Annotated in this window: 13 protein-coding genes; 11 read left to right on the top strand and 2 right to left on the bottom strand. The window is 71.6% G+C overall.

The window, feature by feature from the left end:
• Positions 1–162: 162 nt before the first annotated feature.
• Positions 163–1479 (top strand): DUF3863 domain-containing protein, encoded by a 1317-nt coding sequence (locus C3481_RS12240; protein ID WP_103842568.1) that lies wholly within the window; start codon positions 163–165, stop codon positions 1477–1479.
• The gene (locus tag C3481_RS12235) at positions 1476–4010 is read left to right on the top strand and encodes an alpha-L-rhamnosidase (RefSeq protein WP_103842567.1); all 2535 of its coding nucleotides are present in this window, start codon (positions 1476–1478) and stop codon (positions 4008–4010) included. The genes C3481_RS12240 and C3481_RS12235 overlap by 4 nt, the downstream gene beginning before the upstream one ends.
• A 14-nt stretch (positions 4011–4024) precedes the next feature.
• On the opposite strand, the gene C3481_RS12230 is transcribed toward C3481_RS12235, so the two are convergent.
• Complete coding sequence (locus tag C3481_RS12230) at positions 4025–4777, bottom strand: SDR family NAD(P)-dependent oxidoreductase (RefSeq protein ID WP_103842566.1); 753 nt, start codon at positions 4775–4777, stop codon at positions 4025–4027.
• Positions 4778–4839: 62 nt separating this feature from the next.
• Here C3481_RS12230 and C3481_RS12225 point away from each other — a divergent pair, with 62 nt between their 5' ends.
• From C3481_RS12225 to C3481_RS12215, 3 genes are read left to right on the top strand one after another with little or no spacing between them, the layout of a single operon-like run.
• Complete coding sequence (locus C3481_RS12225) at positions 4840–5784, top strand: SIS domain-containing protein (RefSeq protein WP_233494918.1); 945 nt, start codon at positions 4840–4842, stop codon at positions 5782–5784.
• Complete coding sequence (locus C3481_RS12220; RefSeq protein ID WP_103842565.1) at positions 5781–6749, top strand: NAD(P)-dependent oxidoreductase; 969 nt, start codon at positions 5781–5783, stop codon at positions 6747–6749. The genes C3481_RS12225 and C3481_RS12220 overlap by 4 nt, the downstream gene beginning before the upstream one ends.
• Positions 6746–7723 carry a phosphotriesterase gene (locus C3481_RS12215; protein ID WP_258039115.1) on the top strand — a complete coding sequence of 326 codons (978 nt, stop codon included), beginning with the start codon at positions 6746–6748 and terminating at the stop codon, positions 7721–7723. The genes C3481_RS12220 and C3481_RS12215 overlap by 4 nt, the downstream gene beginning before the upstream one ends.
• Before the next feature lie 30 nt (positions 7724–7753).
• On the opposite strand, the gene C3481_RS12210 is transcribed toward C3481_RS12215, so the two are convergent.
• The gene (locus tag C3481_RS12210; protein WP_103842564.1) at positions 7754–10216 is read right to left on the bottom strand and encodes a glycoside hydrolase family 2 protein; all 2463 of its coding nucleotides are present in this window, start codon (positions 10214–10216) and stop codon (positions 7754–7756) included.
• A 133-nt stretch (positions 10217–10349) separates the two neighbouring features.
• Between C3481_RS12210 and C3481_RS12205 the strand changes: the two genes are divergently transcribed.
• The 6 genes from C3481_RS12205 to eda form a co-directional block, all read left to right on the top strand.
• Positions 10350–10955, top strand: a complete 606-nt coding sequence (locus tag C3481_RS12205; protein ID WP_064955825.1) for a glucose-6-phosphate isomerase family protein — start codon at positions 10350–10352, stop codon at positions 10953–10955.
• On the top strand, positions 10948–11667 hold the full coding sequence (gene deoC / locus C3481_RS12200) for a deoxyribose-phosphate aldolase (RefSeq protein ID WP_181021927.1): 720 nt from the start codon (positions 10948–10950) through the stop codon (positions 11665–11667). The genes C3481_RS12205 and deoC overlap by 8 nt, the downstream gene beginning before the upstream one ends.
• The gene (locus C3481_RS12195) at positions 11664–12635 is read left to right on the top strand and encodes a shikimate dehydrogenase (RefSeq protein WP_205800276.1); all 972 of its coding nucleotides are present in this window, start codon (positions 11664–11666) and stop codon (positions 12633–12635) included. The genes deoC and C3481_RS12195 overlap by 4 nt, the downstream gene beginning before the upstream one ends.
• Positions 12636–12637: 2 nt before the next feature.
• On the top strand, positions 12638–14149 hold the full coding sequence (locus tag C3481_RS12190) for an FGGY-family carbohydrate kinase (protein WP_071918893.1): 1512 nt from the start codon (positions 12638–12640) through the stop codon (positions 14147–14149).
• Complete coding sequence (locus C3481_RS12185; protein ID WP_023953580.1) at positions 14146–14871, top strand: SDR family oxidoreductase; 726 nt, start codon at positions 14146–14148, stop codon at positions 14869–14871. The genes C3481_RS12190 and C3481_RS12185 overlap by 4 nt, the downstream gene beginning before the upstream one ends.
• On the top strand, positions 14871–15365 hold a 495-nt coding region (eda, locus tag C3481_RS12180; RefSeq protein ID WP_103842561.1), incomplete at its 3' end, for a bifunctional 4-hydroxy-2-oxoglutarate aldolase/2-dehydro-3-deoxy-phosphogluconate aldolase. The genes C3481_RS12185 and eda, both read left to right, overlap by 1 nt.

Raw genomic sequence — 15365 nt, 5'->3', positions numbered from 1 at the left:
CGATGGTCGACGCCCGCTGGAGGCGCGGCGTCCGGGTATTGGTAGCGATACTACACACGAGCCGCCGTTTCGTCTCGTGTTTACCGAAATGAGACGTTCAACACGACAATTTCGCTAGTGCCACTACTTTCTCGACCGAGATCGTGGCTAGGGTGATGCCTCATGGAATCCTCCCAGCAGCCCGACGCCATCGGCCGACGCATCACCGTCAACACCGTGGTCCGGCGCCACCAGATCGAGGCCACCCGCACCCGCTCACTGTGGGAGGACGAATCCGAGCTTCACTCCGCGGCGCTCGTCGAGCGGTTCTCCGACACCGTACGCGCGGCCATTCCGGATGCTCGCGTCACCTGGGCGCTGTCATGGGGAGCGCTCACCGACGCGTCGCCCCGCTACCGCGACGTGCGTGCCGCGGTCCGCCGCGCGGCCGAGGCGCACGGCGACGACGTCGCCTTCGTGCCCGGGGGGTTCTTCGCCAACCTGTACGGCTCACGCGAGGACGTCTCGCGCGATATCACCGACGCCGCCGACCTCATCGCGCAGGAGTTCGGCCGCGCCCCCCGATCGCTCGTCGCCGGCTTCCTCTCGGCGCACAACATCGCCGACGCACGCGCCCGCGGAATGCGGACGGTGCAGGGCAACATCTGGAGCCAGTTCGACATCGACCTCCAGGACGGCGACGGCTCGATCGCCTACCCCTACTACCCGTCGTCGTCGCACTTCCTCGTACCCGGGCGGGGCGATCAGCGCATCGACGCCGTCCAGCTCGACGGCTGGACGGTGGATCTCGTGGCGGCACGAACCGCCGGGATGTCGTCGGACTACAACTCGCGCCTGGGTCTCGGCCCCATCGAGACGCTGCACCGCCTGCCGCGCGCCGAGGCGCTCCGCGAGCTCGACGCGACGAGCGAAGCGCATCTGAACGACCGGAACGTCGAGCGCAACGGCCTCGGCTGGCTGACGGTGAACTACGAGATCAGCGAGGTCGCGCGCGGACTCGAGGCGGACCCGTCGACACTCGACGCCTGGGGCGGCTGGCTCGGCGGCCTGCGGGAGCGCTGGCCCGACCTGAGGATGCCGACGATCGCCGAGTTCGGCGAGGAGTGGCGCACCCGGCACCCCGACAACGAGGGACTGGCGTACCTCCTCGAACAGAGCGGCAGCGGCGTGCAGGCCTCACGTCGCGGCGAGACGGTGACCTGGTTCATGACGGCAGGCTTCCGCCTGGGGGTCGTGACGGACGCGGACGGCATCCGGGTGTTCGACTACACCGCTTACGACGGCGACGCGGTCGAACCGTCAGGTCTCGGCGACCGGCGCTGGAGCCTGCTCGGCGAGATCAATCAGAAGCGCACGCGCCCGCAGGACGAGCCGGTGCCGCTGCTCCGGTTCCTGGCCGCGCATCCGACGGTCGACGCCGCCCTGAACGAGTACTACGGCGGCAGCGACGAGCTGTCGCGCCTGAAGGATGATGCATGACCGCCTTGCGCGAGCTCACCGTCGACCACTCCGCGAACCCCGTCGGAACCGGCGCGCGACCGGTCTTCGGCTGGCAGATCACGAGCGATCAGCCCGACACCCGGCAGCGGTCTCGGCGCATCGAGGTGCGGGATCTCGCCGGAAGCGTCGTGTGGGACTCAGGCGTCGTCACCGACGATCACTCGGTCGACATCGGCTACGGGGGTGCGCCGCTGCGACCGCTCGCCCGCTATCGATGGTCCATCGAGGTGGAGACGACCGCCGGGCGCGCCGAGAGCGCGGGCACGTTCGTCACCGGAGTGGTGGATGCCGACTGGCGCGGCGCCTCCTGGATCGGCGCGTCCCAGCCCACCCCCGCGGCTCCGATCGTGCGCGGCGCATTCGAGGTCGACGCTGCGCCCGACGAGGCCTACCTCGTCATCGCCGCGGGCGGCCTCGCGCACGTCGAGCTCGACGGACGACCCGTCGACGACTCCGTGCTCGGACCGGGGTTCACCGATTACGACGTCGTCACCCAGTACACCGTTGCCGACGTCACCGCGCAGCTGGCAGCGGGCACCCATGTGCTGACGGCGGAGCTCGGCCGCGGCTTCTACGGGATGCTCGGCCGCAACACCTGGAACTGGGAGACCGCGCCCTGGCACGACGATCCCTGCGTCCGGCTGCTGCTCGTCATCCGGGGAGCCGACGGTGAACAGGTCGTCGTGACGGACGACACCTGGCGCGCCGTCGACGGAGCGACCACGAGCGACGACCTGTACGCCGGCGAGGACTTCGACGCACGGCGTCGTGTCGTCGGAGCGGGCTCCGCCGGCACCGACGTCTCCGACTGGCCGCGCGTTCGGGTGGCGACCGGCCCGGCCGGCGCACCGGAGCCGCAGCGACAGCCGCCCATCGTCGTCGCGGGGCACCTCGAGCCGGAGTCCGTGGTCGAGCTCGGCGAGGGCCGCTGGGTCGTGGGCTTCGAACGGGTCGTCGCGGGCTGGGTCGAGATCGAGGCCGATGGTGCCGCCGGCGACGTGATCGAGCTCCGCTTCGGAGAGACCCTCGAGCCCGACGGGACGCCGAACTACGAGGACGAGAAGGGCTACTTCGACGGCCGCTTCCAGACCGACCGCATCATCCTCGACGACACGCGCGAGACCGGCCCGCTGCGCTGGCATCCCCGATTCTCCTGGCACGGATTCCGCTACGTCGAGGTGCGCGCGCCCCGCCTTCCCCGATTGCGGGCGGCGATCGTGCATACCCGGGCCCCGCGAATCGGCCGCTTCTCGTGCTCCGATCCGCTGCTGAACACGATCCACGAGCTCACGGTGCGCACGATCCTGAGCAACCTGCACGGCATCCCGACCGACACCCCGAAGTACGAGAAGAACGGGTGGACGGGCGACGGGATGGTCGGCGCGCGGATGATGCTCCAGAACCTCGACACGCACGAGCTGCTGGCCAAATGGTCGGCCGACATCGCCCACTCCCGCCACGGTGCGGGCGCCCCGCAGGTGATCGCACCGCACGGCGGATGGCGCATGGACTGGTCTCCCGCGCCGACATGGCACTCCGCGCTGCTCCTCGTGCCGTGGGAGGTGCACCTGCAGCGAGGCGACCGAGACGTGCTCGCGGCGGTGTGGCCCGATGCCCGCGACTACCTCCGCTTCGAGATCGACCGATCGCCCGGCGGCATCGCCGAGACGACTCTCGGCGACTGGGTCGCCCCCGACACGGATGCCGGCGGCGGCAACCCGCCCGAGGACGCGCGCATCGCCGCGACCGCCTTCCTCATCGCGATGTGCGACACCGCCGCCAGGATCGCCGCCGAGCTCGGCGAACCCGCGGACGAATGGCTCGCGGCGGCGCAGCGCAGTCGCGCGGCGTTCGTCGCGACCTTCTGGGACGCCGACCGCGCCGAGGTGCGAGGCGTCGGCGACGCCGGGTACCGGCAGGCGCACGCCGTGCTCGCCCTCGCGTTCGACGTCCTGCCCGAGGACGCCCGGCAGCCCGCCGCCGATCGTCTCGCCGCCGACGTGCGCGACCGTGACGATCACCTGTGGACCGGCGCGCTCGCGACGAAGCACATCCTGCCGGTGCTGACACGGTTCGGGCACGCGGATGCCGCTGTCGCGGTCGCGACGCAGACGACCTTCCCGAGCTGGGGCCACTGGGTCGAGCTCGGGGCCACGTCGCTCTGGGAACACTGGAAGCCGGAGTCGCGCTCGCGCGGACACTACTTCCTCGGCACCATCGACGACTGGCTCTACGGCGACGTCGCCGGTCTGCGCCCGCTCGCACCCGGGTGGCGACGTGCCCGCATCGAGCCGGGCGTCACGGCGACCGCTCTGTCCGAGGCCGAGGGTGCCGTGCGCACGCCGTACGGCGACCTCTCGGTGCGCTGGCGACGCGGAGGCGCAGGTCTCGCTCCCGACGAGCTCGAGCTCACCTGCGAGGTTCCCGTCGGGGTCACCGCCGAGGTCGTGCTGCCCGGCGTCCGGCGGGAGGTCGGCTCAGGCGTGCACACGCTCCGCGCGCACGCCTGAGCCGGCGGTCCGCCTCACCAGGCCGAGTAGCCTCCGTCGGCGAGCACGATCGACCCGGTCAGGTACGAGGCGGCATCCGACGCGAGGAAGGCGACGAGCGACGCGACCTCCTCGGGCGCGCCGAGTCGCTGCATCGGAGTGCGCCGGATCCAGTCGTCCCACCACTCGCCCGGCACCCCGTCCTTCGTCAGGTCGGTGCCGATGTAGCCCGGCGCGACGGCATTGACCCGGATGCCGGCATCGACGTACTCGACGGCGAGCGACTTCACCGCGAGGTGGACCGCGCCCTTCGACGCGTTGTAGGCGGCCTGCCTCTGCGGCGCGTTCGCGAGCTCGCCCGACATCGAGCCGATGGCGACGATCGACGCACCACGGGTCATGTGCCGGGCGGCCTCGCGGGCGCACCAGAAGGTTCCGGTCGCGTTGACCGCGAGCACCGCATCCCATGCCTCGCGCGTGATCTCGGAGGAGGGCTGATGGTTGGCGATGCCCGCCGAGGTCACCAGGATGTCGAGCCGGCCCTGGCGAGCGGCGACGTCGGCGAAGACATCCGCGACGGCCGGCGCGTCGGTCACGTCGAGGTGCACGTACTCGACCCCGCCGTCGAATGATTCTGCGGCCGCGCGGCCGACGTCGTCGAGGAGGTCGGCGATGACGACGGACGCTCCGAACTCGCGCAGCGCCGTGACGCAGGCGAGTCCGATGCCCCGGGATCCGCCGGTGACGACGGCCACTCTGCCGTCCAGTTCGAGCCGTTCGCGGTACATCTCTGTGCCCTTCGGGGGTGGTGGGGTAGGGTTTGTAGCGATACTACATGGAGGGGGGATCCGTGACCACGGACACCGCACCCGGCGCATCCGGCACCACGGCAGCACGCACGGAGGACTCGAGCGACACGCTGCTGGAGCGCATCACCCGGCAGCTTCCGAGCCTGCGGCGATCAGAACAGCGCGTCGCAGCCATCGTGCTCGACAACCCCGTCGGGGCGGTGCAGTTCACGATGGCCGGGCTGGCCGAAGCCGCCGAGGTGAGCGAGCCGACGGTGATGCGCTTCTGCGCCTCGGTCGGGTGCGAAGGGTTCCAGGACTTCCGCATCCAGCTCGCTCAGACGCTCGCGCTCGGCCTGCCCGTGACGCACTCGTCGATCACACCCGACGACTCGAGCGCCGACCTGTCGGAGAAGATCTTCGACCACACGATCTCGAGCCTCGATCGGGCTCGCCGCACGCTCGACGCCGCGGCGGTCGAAGACGCCATCGCGCTGATCCTCGACGCATCCGACATCCTGTTCGTCGGCTTCGGCGCGAGCGGCATCATCGCGCAGGACGCGCAGCAGAAGTTCCCCCTCTTCGGCGTGCCGTGCCAGGCACCCGAAGACTTCCACCAGCAGTTCATCGCCGCGACGATGAGCGGCCCGCGCTCGGTCACCGTCGCGATCTCGAACACCGGCCACACCGAGCAGACGATGATCGTCGCCGAGGCGGCGCGCAAGGCCGGCGCGTCCGTCATCTCCATCACCGGACGCCAGAGCCCGCTGTCGGAGATCGCCACAGTGCCGCTGATCGCACGCACCTTCGAGGACACCGACGTCTACACGCCGTCGACCAGCCGCCTCGCCGGTCTCGTCGTCATCGACATCCTCGCCACGGGCGTCGCGCTGCGCCGCAGCCCCGAGCACACCGCAGCCATCCGGCGGATGAAAAGCGAGCTCGCGTCGATGCGCCACCGCGACGCCGACGACGAGCAGGCCGCGGGCGGCGAGCAGGCGTCGTGACGTCGGCCGCGCGCCGCCGGGTGCTGGTCACCTCGCGGTCGTTCGGCGGCGGCGGCACCGACTTCGCCGCCGAGCTGGACGCCGCCGGCTACGAAGTCGTGCGATCGAGCCCCGCTCACGACCTCGCGGAGCTCGAGGCGCTCCTGCCCGGCGTCGACGGATGGATCGCCGGCACCGGCCCGGTCACGGCGGCGCACCTCGAGCTCGCACCCGCACTGCGGGTCGTCGCACGCTACGGCGTCGGGATCGACAAAGTGGACGTCGCGGCGGCCGCGGCGCGCGGCATCGTCGTCACCAACACCCCCGGAGCGAACTCGAGCGCGGTCGCCGAGCACACCGTCGCCCTCCTCCTGGCCGCCCTCCGGGGCGTGCCCGCCGCCGACCGCCGCGTGCGGGCGGGCGACTGGTCGGGCTGGCAGGCACGCGAGCTGTCGGCGCTCACCGTCGGAGTGCTCGGGCTCGGGCGCATCGGACGCCTCGTCATCGAGCGGCTCGGCGGATTCCGTCCGCGCGTGCTCGGTGCCGACCCCTGGGTGCCGACCGACGACCCGATCTTCGACGAGATCGAGCGAGCGTCCGCCGACGACCTCGCCCGATCGTGCGACGTCGTCACCCTGCACGCCCCCGGGGGCCAGACCGTCGTCGACGACGCCTGGCTCGGGGCATCCGATCGTCCGGTGCTGCTGGTGAACACCGCGCGCGCCGACCTCATCGACGAGGATGCCGTCGCCGCCGCGCTGCGCTCCGGCCGCGTCTGGGCCTACGCAGCCGACACCCTGGCGACCGAGAACCATGGCGAGGGCGCCTCACCCCTCCTCGCCCCCGACCTCGCCGATCGGGTCATCGTCACACCCCACCTCGCCGCCCAGACCCGCGAGGGCGTCGACGGCATGGGTCGCATGGCGACCGCCGATCTGCGTGCCGTGCTCGAGGGCCGTGAGCCGCGGCACCCGGTCGCGCCATGAGCGATGCCATGACCGGGATGCGCGGGCAGGTCCGCACGGTGACGGGCGACGTCGAGCCCGACGCCCTCGGCACCGTGAACTACCACGAGCACCTGTTTCAGCGCTCCCCGCTGCTGCCGGGCGACGACCTCGACGACGAAGACGCCTCGGGGCGCGAGGCAGCCGAGCTGCGAGAGTCGGGCTTCGCCGCGCTCGTCGACGCGACCCCGCTCGGCCTGGGACGACGACCTGACGCGATCCGCCGCATCTCGCGCGCCACGGGCCTCACCGTCGTCATGACCACCGGCGTCCACCGCCGCGAGCACTACGCCGCGGACCACCCGCTGCTCCGGGCATCCGAGGACGAGCTCGCGGCCGCATTCCACCGCGACCTGACGGGCGGTGCCGCCGAGGGGCTCTCGCCGGCTTCCCTCGACTCGGAGCCCGACCAGGATGCCGCGCCGCGCGCCGGGGTGCTCAAGGCCGGCCTCGGCTATTGGCGCATCGATGACGCCGCCCACCGGGCGATCGCCGCGGTCGGAGCCGCTCATCGCGACACCGGCGCCCCGGTCATGGTGCACCTCGAGCACGGCACCGCCGCTCACGAGGCCCTCGACGCCCTCGCGTCCGTCGGCGTCGCAGCCGATCGCGTCGCGCTCGCCCACGTCGACCGCAATCCCGACCCGGGCCTGCACGCGGAGCTCGCCGCGCGCGGCGCGTTCCTCGGTTACGACGGCGCTGCGCGGGCGCGCGACTGGCCCGACGCGGTGCTGATCGACTGCCTCACCGAGACCGCGCGGCGCGGCGGCGCCGACCGCGTGCTGCTCGGGGGCGACGTAGCCCGCGCGACGCGGTACCGCGCCTACGGCGGCATCCCGGGCCTGCGCTATCTCGGCGACCGCTTCGTGCCACGCCTGCGCGACGCCGCCGGCGACGACGTCGTCGATCGCGTCCTGCGACGGAACCCCGCCGCCTGGCTAGCCTGGCGCGTCTGACGCGAGCGAGCCGGCGGCGGGGACTTTCCGTCAGACGCGGACGGGGTTCAGATCGCCGGCCGAGCGGATGATGCCGGGCGCCGTGAAGACGTGCGGATCGATCCCGGCAGGGGCCGTGATGGTGAACGTCTCGCTCTCTCCGGGAAGCAGCGTCACGAGGCCGCGATCCACTCGCGCCGTCGCGTCGATGCGGTCGACCTGCAGCACGAGGTCCTTCACGAGCGATCGAGCCGTCATGCGCACCTCGTAGCCCGCATCGGTCGCGACCGCGGAGGCCTCGAACCCATCGGGCTCGAGCGCGAGCATGGGGTCCTCGGCGAAGTACCAGAGCGCGCGCTCCTCGGTCGACAGCTCGGCGGCGATCAGCTCGCGGGCCGGATCCGACGCCGTGGCGACTGTGTCGGGCACCGGCACCGTCACCGCCTGGCGGGGTGCGATGCTCACCGTGACCGGCTCGTCGGCCGAGACCGCACCCTCGAACCCGATACGCCGCAGCGACAGCGCGGCATCCCACACCGCATCCGTGTCGTTGTGCAGGACGACGGCCAGGCCCCGCTCGCGTGGCTGGATGGTGACGAAGCGGTCGGCGTACACGGCGCGCAGCGCGTGCCACAGCGGCTTGCGATGACCGTGCCCATCGACGGCGGCCCACGAGATGACCGGCCAGCAGTCGTTGAGCTGCCAGACGATCGCACCCTGGTTGAGGGGATGCAGAGACCGGAAGTGCTCGATCCCGAAGCGCACAGCGCGCGCCTGATTGAGCTGAGTCGCCCAGTGCCAGTCCTCGATCGAGCGCGGCGCGGCGATATGGGCGCCGAGGCCCCGCTCGAGCTTGCCGTTGCCGTCCTGCGCCTTCTGGTGCACGAGCATGAGCGGGCCGTACGGGTCGGCCGGCTCATCGTGGACGACGGAGAACAGCGTCGACCATGCGGGCGGACCTTGGAAGCCGAACTCGGACACGAACCGCGGGCGGTACGTGCGGTAGACGTCGTAGTCGACCTGATTCCAGACGTCCCAGATGTGCGTCGTGCCGTGCGCGGGGTCGTTGGGGTGCACGTACGAGCTGAAGCCGTACGGGCTTCCGGGCGAGTAGGGCGTCGTGGGCGCGAGCTCGGCCACGATCTCGGGGAAGAGCCGCTGGTAGTAGCCGTCGCCCCACGTCGCACCGCGCAGCCGGGGCCGCCACTTCCAGTCGACCCAACCCCAGATGTTCTCGTTCCCGCCGTTCCAGATCACGAGACTCGCGCGACCGGTCAGGCGGGCGACGTTGTCGCGCGCCTCTGCGGCGAACTCGTCCCACAGCTCGGCGTCCTCGCTGTAGGCGGCGCACGCAAGCAGGAAGTCCTGCCAGACCAGGATGCCGCGCTCGTCGGCGAGGTCGTAGAAGTCCTCCGACTCGTAGATCCCGCCGCCCCAGACGCGCAGCAGGTTCATGTTCGCGTCGACGGCGTCGTCAAATCGCTCGGCGAGACGCTCGCGCGTCACGCGCGGAAAGAAGGTGTCCTCGGGAATCCAGTTCGCGCCCTTGATGTACACGGGACGACCGTTGACGGCGAGCGCGAAGGGGCTGCCGTCCTCGTCCGCCTCGACGTCGAGCCTCACCGAGCGGAAGCCGATGCGACGACCGGCCTCGACCTCGCCGACCGCGACCCGCAGGTCGTAGAGCGGCTGGTCGCCGTACCCGCGGGGCCACCAGAGCTCCGCGTCCGCGGCGCGCAGCGACAGGGTCGCGCGAGCGTCACCGTGCGCGACCGATGCGGCGGCACGCGCGCCCGCGACCTCGGCCACGATCTCTCGGGCCCCCGTGCCGGCGGCATCCGCGTCGAGCGCCTGCCACTCGAGCTCGACGTGCACGTCGACCCGCCGCGGGTCGTCATCGACGCCGATGACGGGACGAAGGGCGGCGATGCGGACGTCGCTCCAGCCCTCGATGCCGATGTCACGCCAGATGCCGGCCGTCACCACGGCGGGACCCCAGTCCCACCCGAAGTTGCACGCCGACTTGCGGATCGTGTTGAAGGGATGGACGTATGAGTGCGGACGCTCACCCAGGACCGTCTCCCGCTCACGGGCGTAGGCGATGGGCGACGAGAACTCGACGCGCAGGACGTTGTCGCCCTCGCGGAGCAGCGCGCCGAGCCGCCACCGGTAGGTGCGGTGCTGATTGACGGTGCGTCCGAGCTCCCGCCCGTTCAGGATGACGCGCGCGACGGTGTCGAGCCCGTGCGCGACGAGGTCGTGGATCGCCTCGCCGTCGTCCGACCAGGCGAAGGTCGTCTCGTACGCCCAGTCGGAGTGACCGATCCAGGCGAGCGCCGACTCGTTGTCGTCGATGTAGGGGTCGGGGATCAGGCCGGCGGCCAGCAGATCGGTGTGCACGACTCCGGGCACCGTCGCAGGGATGCTCGAACGAGTGGTCTCGGCGAAGGTCTCCGGCACGTCTCCAGCGACGTGCGTGAGGTGCCAGCCGGAATGCAGGGCATGGAAAGTCACCCTCTAGAAGTAGCACAACTACCGGAATACCGCGCCTCCTGCCGCGCTTACGCGCGTTCGTTGCACCTCGCACGCCTATTCACGTAGTATCACTACCGATCCGAGACCCGGGTCGTGATGAATGGATGTGAGCATGTGCGCCGCTGCACGACCGGCTGAACCCGCCGCCCTCACCGTCGAGGCCCTCGCCGGAGCTCTCGCGGGTCCCACCGAACGGTACGAGAAGCACCTCGCCGACCTGCGCGGCCTCTACCGCGATGCCGAAGCCTTCGAGATCGCCGTCGCGGCCGATGACGGGACTCCCGTGTACTGGGTCGACAGCAGCACACCCGACACCGGCCGCGGAGCCCTCACGATCGGGCTCAGCGTGCTGCGCCCCGGCCGAGTCGGCGACGAATGGGCGATGACGCGCGGCCACCTGCACGCACAGGCCGAATTCGCGGAGCTGTACTTCGGCATCTCGGGGTCGGGCGTCATGCTCCTCGACAGCGTCGACGGAGAGTCTCGGGCCCTGCCGATCGCACCCGGCGTCGCCGTCCACGTGCCGGGCGGATGGGTGCACCGTAGCGTCAACGTCGGCGACGAGCTGCTCGTGACACTGTTCGCGTACGCGACCGAGGCGGGACAGGACTACGGCATCATCGAACGCGCGGGCGGGATGAGCCAGCTCGTGGTCGCCGACGACACCGGCGGCTGGACCACCCGCCCCAATCCGGACCACGGAGGCTACCGTGCCTGACACCACCATCGCACCCGGCGCCGAGAGCGTCCTGGCCGACCTCGCCGCGCATATCGACATCAGCTGCGTCCAGGCGCAGCACGCGCGCGCCGACGTCGAGGAGCTCGCGCGGCGCGCCGTCGCGGGAGGCTTCGTCAGCGCGCATGTCCTTCCGGGGTGGCTCCCCGTCATCCGCGAGCTGCTCACCGGGTCTCGCGTCCTCGCCGGATCGCCCGTCGGCTTCCCCAGCGGCGGTACGACCACCGCGACGAAGGTCGCCGAGGCGCGCGAGCTGCTCGATCTCGGCGCGCAGGAGCTCGACGTCGTCGTGGCGATCGGCCGCCTGCGCTCGGGCGAGACCGACTACGTGACCGACGAGCTCGCCGCGGTCGCGGACGTGGTCGGCGGACGGGTGCCGCTGCGCGCGATCCTCGAGGTCGGGCACCTCGACGAGGCCGCGATCCGCCGTGGCGTGGATGCCGCCGTCGCGGCCGGAATCCCGTGGATCAAGACGGGCACCGGGTGGTCGGGCCGCCCCACGACGATCGATCACATCCGGATCATCGCCGACCAGGTCGACGGCCGCGCCGCCATGAAGGCCGCCGGCGGCATCCGCGACATCGAGACGATCCGGACCATGGCGGCCCTGGGGGTCACCCGGTTCGGCATGAACGCCGACTCGGCCGTCGCGGCGGTCGCGGCGGCGGCAGGCGAACGGGGAGACGACGCATGAGCATCATCCAGACCATGAACGCGGCCGAGCTGCGGCCGGCGCAGACCCCGACGCTCTACTTCATCGGCGTGACGACCGGCCGATCGTCGATCCAGCAGGTGTTCCCACGCTGGGCCGACGAGCTCGGGCTCGACGGCGCCGTGCTGCAGGGCATCGACCTGCCCCTCCATGCACCGCGTGAGGACTACCGCCGGGTCGTCGAGTTCATCGCGAACGACCCGTTGAGCCTCGGCGCCCTCGTCACGACCCACAAGATCGACCTCTACGCCGCCTGCGCCGACATGTTCGACGAGATCGACCCGTTCGCGCGCCTCATGGGCGAGACGAGCTGCATCTCCAAGCGCGGCGGGCGGCTCATCTGCCACGCGAAGGACCCCATCTCGAGCGGCCTCGCCCTCGACGCGTTCCTGCCCCGCGGGTACTGGGACGGCTCGGGTGCCGACGCCCTCTGCATGGGTGCCGGTGGCTCGACGATCGCTATCAGCTGGTACCTCTCGCGTCGTGAGTCGGGCGCCGACCGCCCCCAGCGCATCATCGTCACCAACCGGTCGGCGCAGCGCCTCGACCACATCCGCGCGATCCATGCCGAGCTCGATACCGACACCGTCTTCGAGTACGTCCTGACTCCGACGCCCGAAGACAACGATCGCGTGCTCGCCGGTCTCGCGCCGCGCTCGCTCGTGGTCAACGCGACCGGTCTCGGCAAGGACGCGCCCGGCTCGCCGATCACCGCCGCCGGTGTCTTCCCCGAGCACGGCGTCGCGTGGGACCTCAACTACCGCGGCGACCTCGTGTTCCTCGACCAGGCACGTGCGCAGGAGCAGTCCCGCGCACTACAGGTCGAAGACGGATGGATCTACTTCGTGCACGGCTGGACGCAGGTGATCGCCGAGGTGTTCGACGTCGACATCCCCACCTCGGGAGCGTCGTTCGACCGGCTCGGCGAGCTCGCCGGCTCGACGCGCTGACGATGACCGACCTCGGCGCGGCGCCAGACCTCGTCCTGGCCTACGACCTCGGCACCGGGGGCTGCAAGGCCTCGTTGTGGACGCCCGCGGCGACGATGCTCGCCGAGACCGTCGTGCCCTACCCGACGAGCCATCCCGCGCCCGGACGCAACGAGCAGAGACCGGCCGACTGGTGGGATGCCGTCGCCGCGTCGACCCGGCAGCTGCTGGAACGCTCCCCCGGAGCACGCGAGCGCATCGCCGGCATCGCCCTGTCGGGTCAGAGTCTCGGCGCCGTCCAGATCGACGACGACGGCGAGCTCGTCGCTCCCACGACCCCGATCTGGTCCGACACCCGCGGGCGCCCGGATGCCGTCTTCGGCGGCCTGTCCGAGGCCGAGTGGTACCGGCGCACCGGCAACGGGTTCGGGGCCGCGCTGTACCCGCTGACGAAGGCCGCCGCGTTCCGCGCGGAAGACCCCGGCTCCTGGGCGCGCACGCGGCACCTCGTCGGATCGAAGGACTGGATCAACCTGCGCCTGACCGGCCAGCTCGCGACCGACCCCTCGATGGCGTCGGGCAGCGGAGCCTACGACCTCGCGACGGGCGACTACGACGACGAACTGCTCGCCGCCGCCGACCTCCATCGCGACGTTCTTCCGCGCATCGCGCCGTCGTCGGATCGGGTGGGCTCGCTCACCCGGGCGGCCGCCACAGCGCTCGACCTGCCGACCGGCATCCCCGTGTTCGCCGGCGCCGTCGACAACGCGGCCATGGCACTCGGCTCGCGCGGCACCGCCGAAGGGCGCATCTACGCCGCGCTGGGGTCGTCGAGCTGGATCACCGTCACCTCGGCGCGACCGGTCATCGATGAGCACGCGCGTCCCTACGTCTTCGCGCACGCGATCCCCGGCATGTTCGTCAGCGCCCTGTCGACCTTCAGCAGCGGCACGAGCCTCGAGTGGCTGCACGCGACCCTCGCGCCGGGCACCGACACCGCGGCGTTCATCGATCTCGCGGCCGGCAGCGTCCCCGGGGCCCGCGGCGTGAGCTTCGTCCCCACCCTCGCCGGCGGCACTCCGCTCGAGGGCGGCAGCGGTGTCCGGGGCGGCTTCACGGGTCTCCACCTGGGCGCCGGTCCCGCCGACCTCGTACGCGCCTGCCTCGAAGGCATCGCGTTCTCGCTCGACCGCAGCCTGACGCTCATGCGCGAGCTCAGCGGCTCGCACGAGGCGCTGCTCATCACCGGCGGCGGCAGTCGTTCTCCTCTGTGGAACGGCATCTATGCCGACATCCTGCGATCTCCCCTGCAGCGCTCGGCCGTGGACCAGCAGGCCGCGACGCTTGGCGCGGCCGCCATCGCACTCGTCGGACTCGGCATCTGGGACGACTACGGGCGAACGGATGCCGCGCACACGGGCCTCGACGAGATCGTGCCGACCTCACCCGAGTCGTACGCCGGCGCCCGAGATCGATTCGACGCGGCCGTCTCGGCGCTCGCCTCCCTCACCCCGACACAGGAGAACCTCTCATGACCGACCTTCCCCTCGTCGTCATCACCGGCGCGAGCTCCGGCATCGGCGCCGCCACCGCGCGGGCCTTCGCCGCCGCAGGCCACCCCCTGCTGCTCATCGCCCGTCGCCTCGAGCCCATGGTCGAGCTCGGCCTCGAGAACGCCGAGCTCGCCGCCGTCGACGTCACCGACACCGCGGCGGTGGCCGACGCGCTCGCCCGCGCCGAGGAGCGCTTCGGCCCCGCCGACCTGCTCGTCAACAACGCGGGGCTCATGGCCCTGTCGGCGGTGGCCGAGCAGGATCCCGCGCTCGTCCAGGAGCAGTTCGACGTCAACTGCGTCGCGCTCATGAAGAACAGCCAGCTCGTGCTGCCCGGGATGCAGGCGCGCCGCCGCGGCACGATCGTCAACATCGGCTCGATCGCGGGCAAGCAGCTGTACACCGACCACACCGTCTACAACGGCACGAAGTACGCCGTCCACGCCATGACCGAGGGGCTTCGCCGCGAGAACGCCGCCCACGGCGTGCGGGTGCTGCTCGTCGCCCCGGGGATGGTCGACACCGGTCTGCTCGGCAACACCGGCGAGGGCGCCGTCCTCGACGGCTACCTCGACTACAAGAGCAGCATCGGCGGCGGCCTGCGTCCCGGCGACATCGCGCAGGCGATCCTGACCGCCTACCAGCTGCCCCAGCACATCAGCTTCCGCGAGATCGTGGTCGCCCCGACGTCGCAGGACGCCTGATGAAGCGTGGGGGCATCCCCGACGCCGGACCGCTGCGCGGCGAATCGATCGTGCCGGTCGTGGTGCTGCACGATGCGGCTGACGCGCACCCTCTCGCCGACGCGCTCGTGGCCGGGGGCATCCGGTGCGCTGAGATCACGCTGCGGACCGCAGCGGGCATCGACGCCATCCGCGCGCTGCGCGATCGTGGCGACATCCTCGTGGGCGCCGGCACCGTCGTCGACCCCGACCAGGTCGACGCGGTCGTCGAGGCGGGAGCCGCATTCGCCGTCTCGCCGGGCTTCGACGCGGACGTCGTCGACCGCTGCGCCGAGCGCGGCCTGCCGATCGTGCCCGGCGTCGCCACGGCCAGCGACATCCAGGCGGCGCTGCGCCGCGGCCTCCGCTATCTGAAGCTCTTCCCCGCGGGACTCGTCGGCGGCCTCGCCGCGGTCCGGGCGTTCGCCGGCCCGTTCCCCGACGTGCGGTTCCTGCCGTCGGGCGGGGTCTCGGCC

This window comes from Microbacterium sp. Ru50, assembly GCF_002920555.1.
GTDB lineage: Bacteria > Actinomycetota > Actinomycetes > Actinomycetales > Microbacteriaceae > Microbacterium > Microbacterium arborescens.
This window is presented reverse-complemented; position numbering and strand designations above follow the sequence as displayed.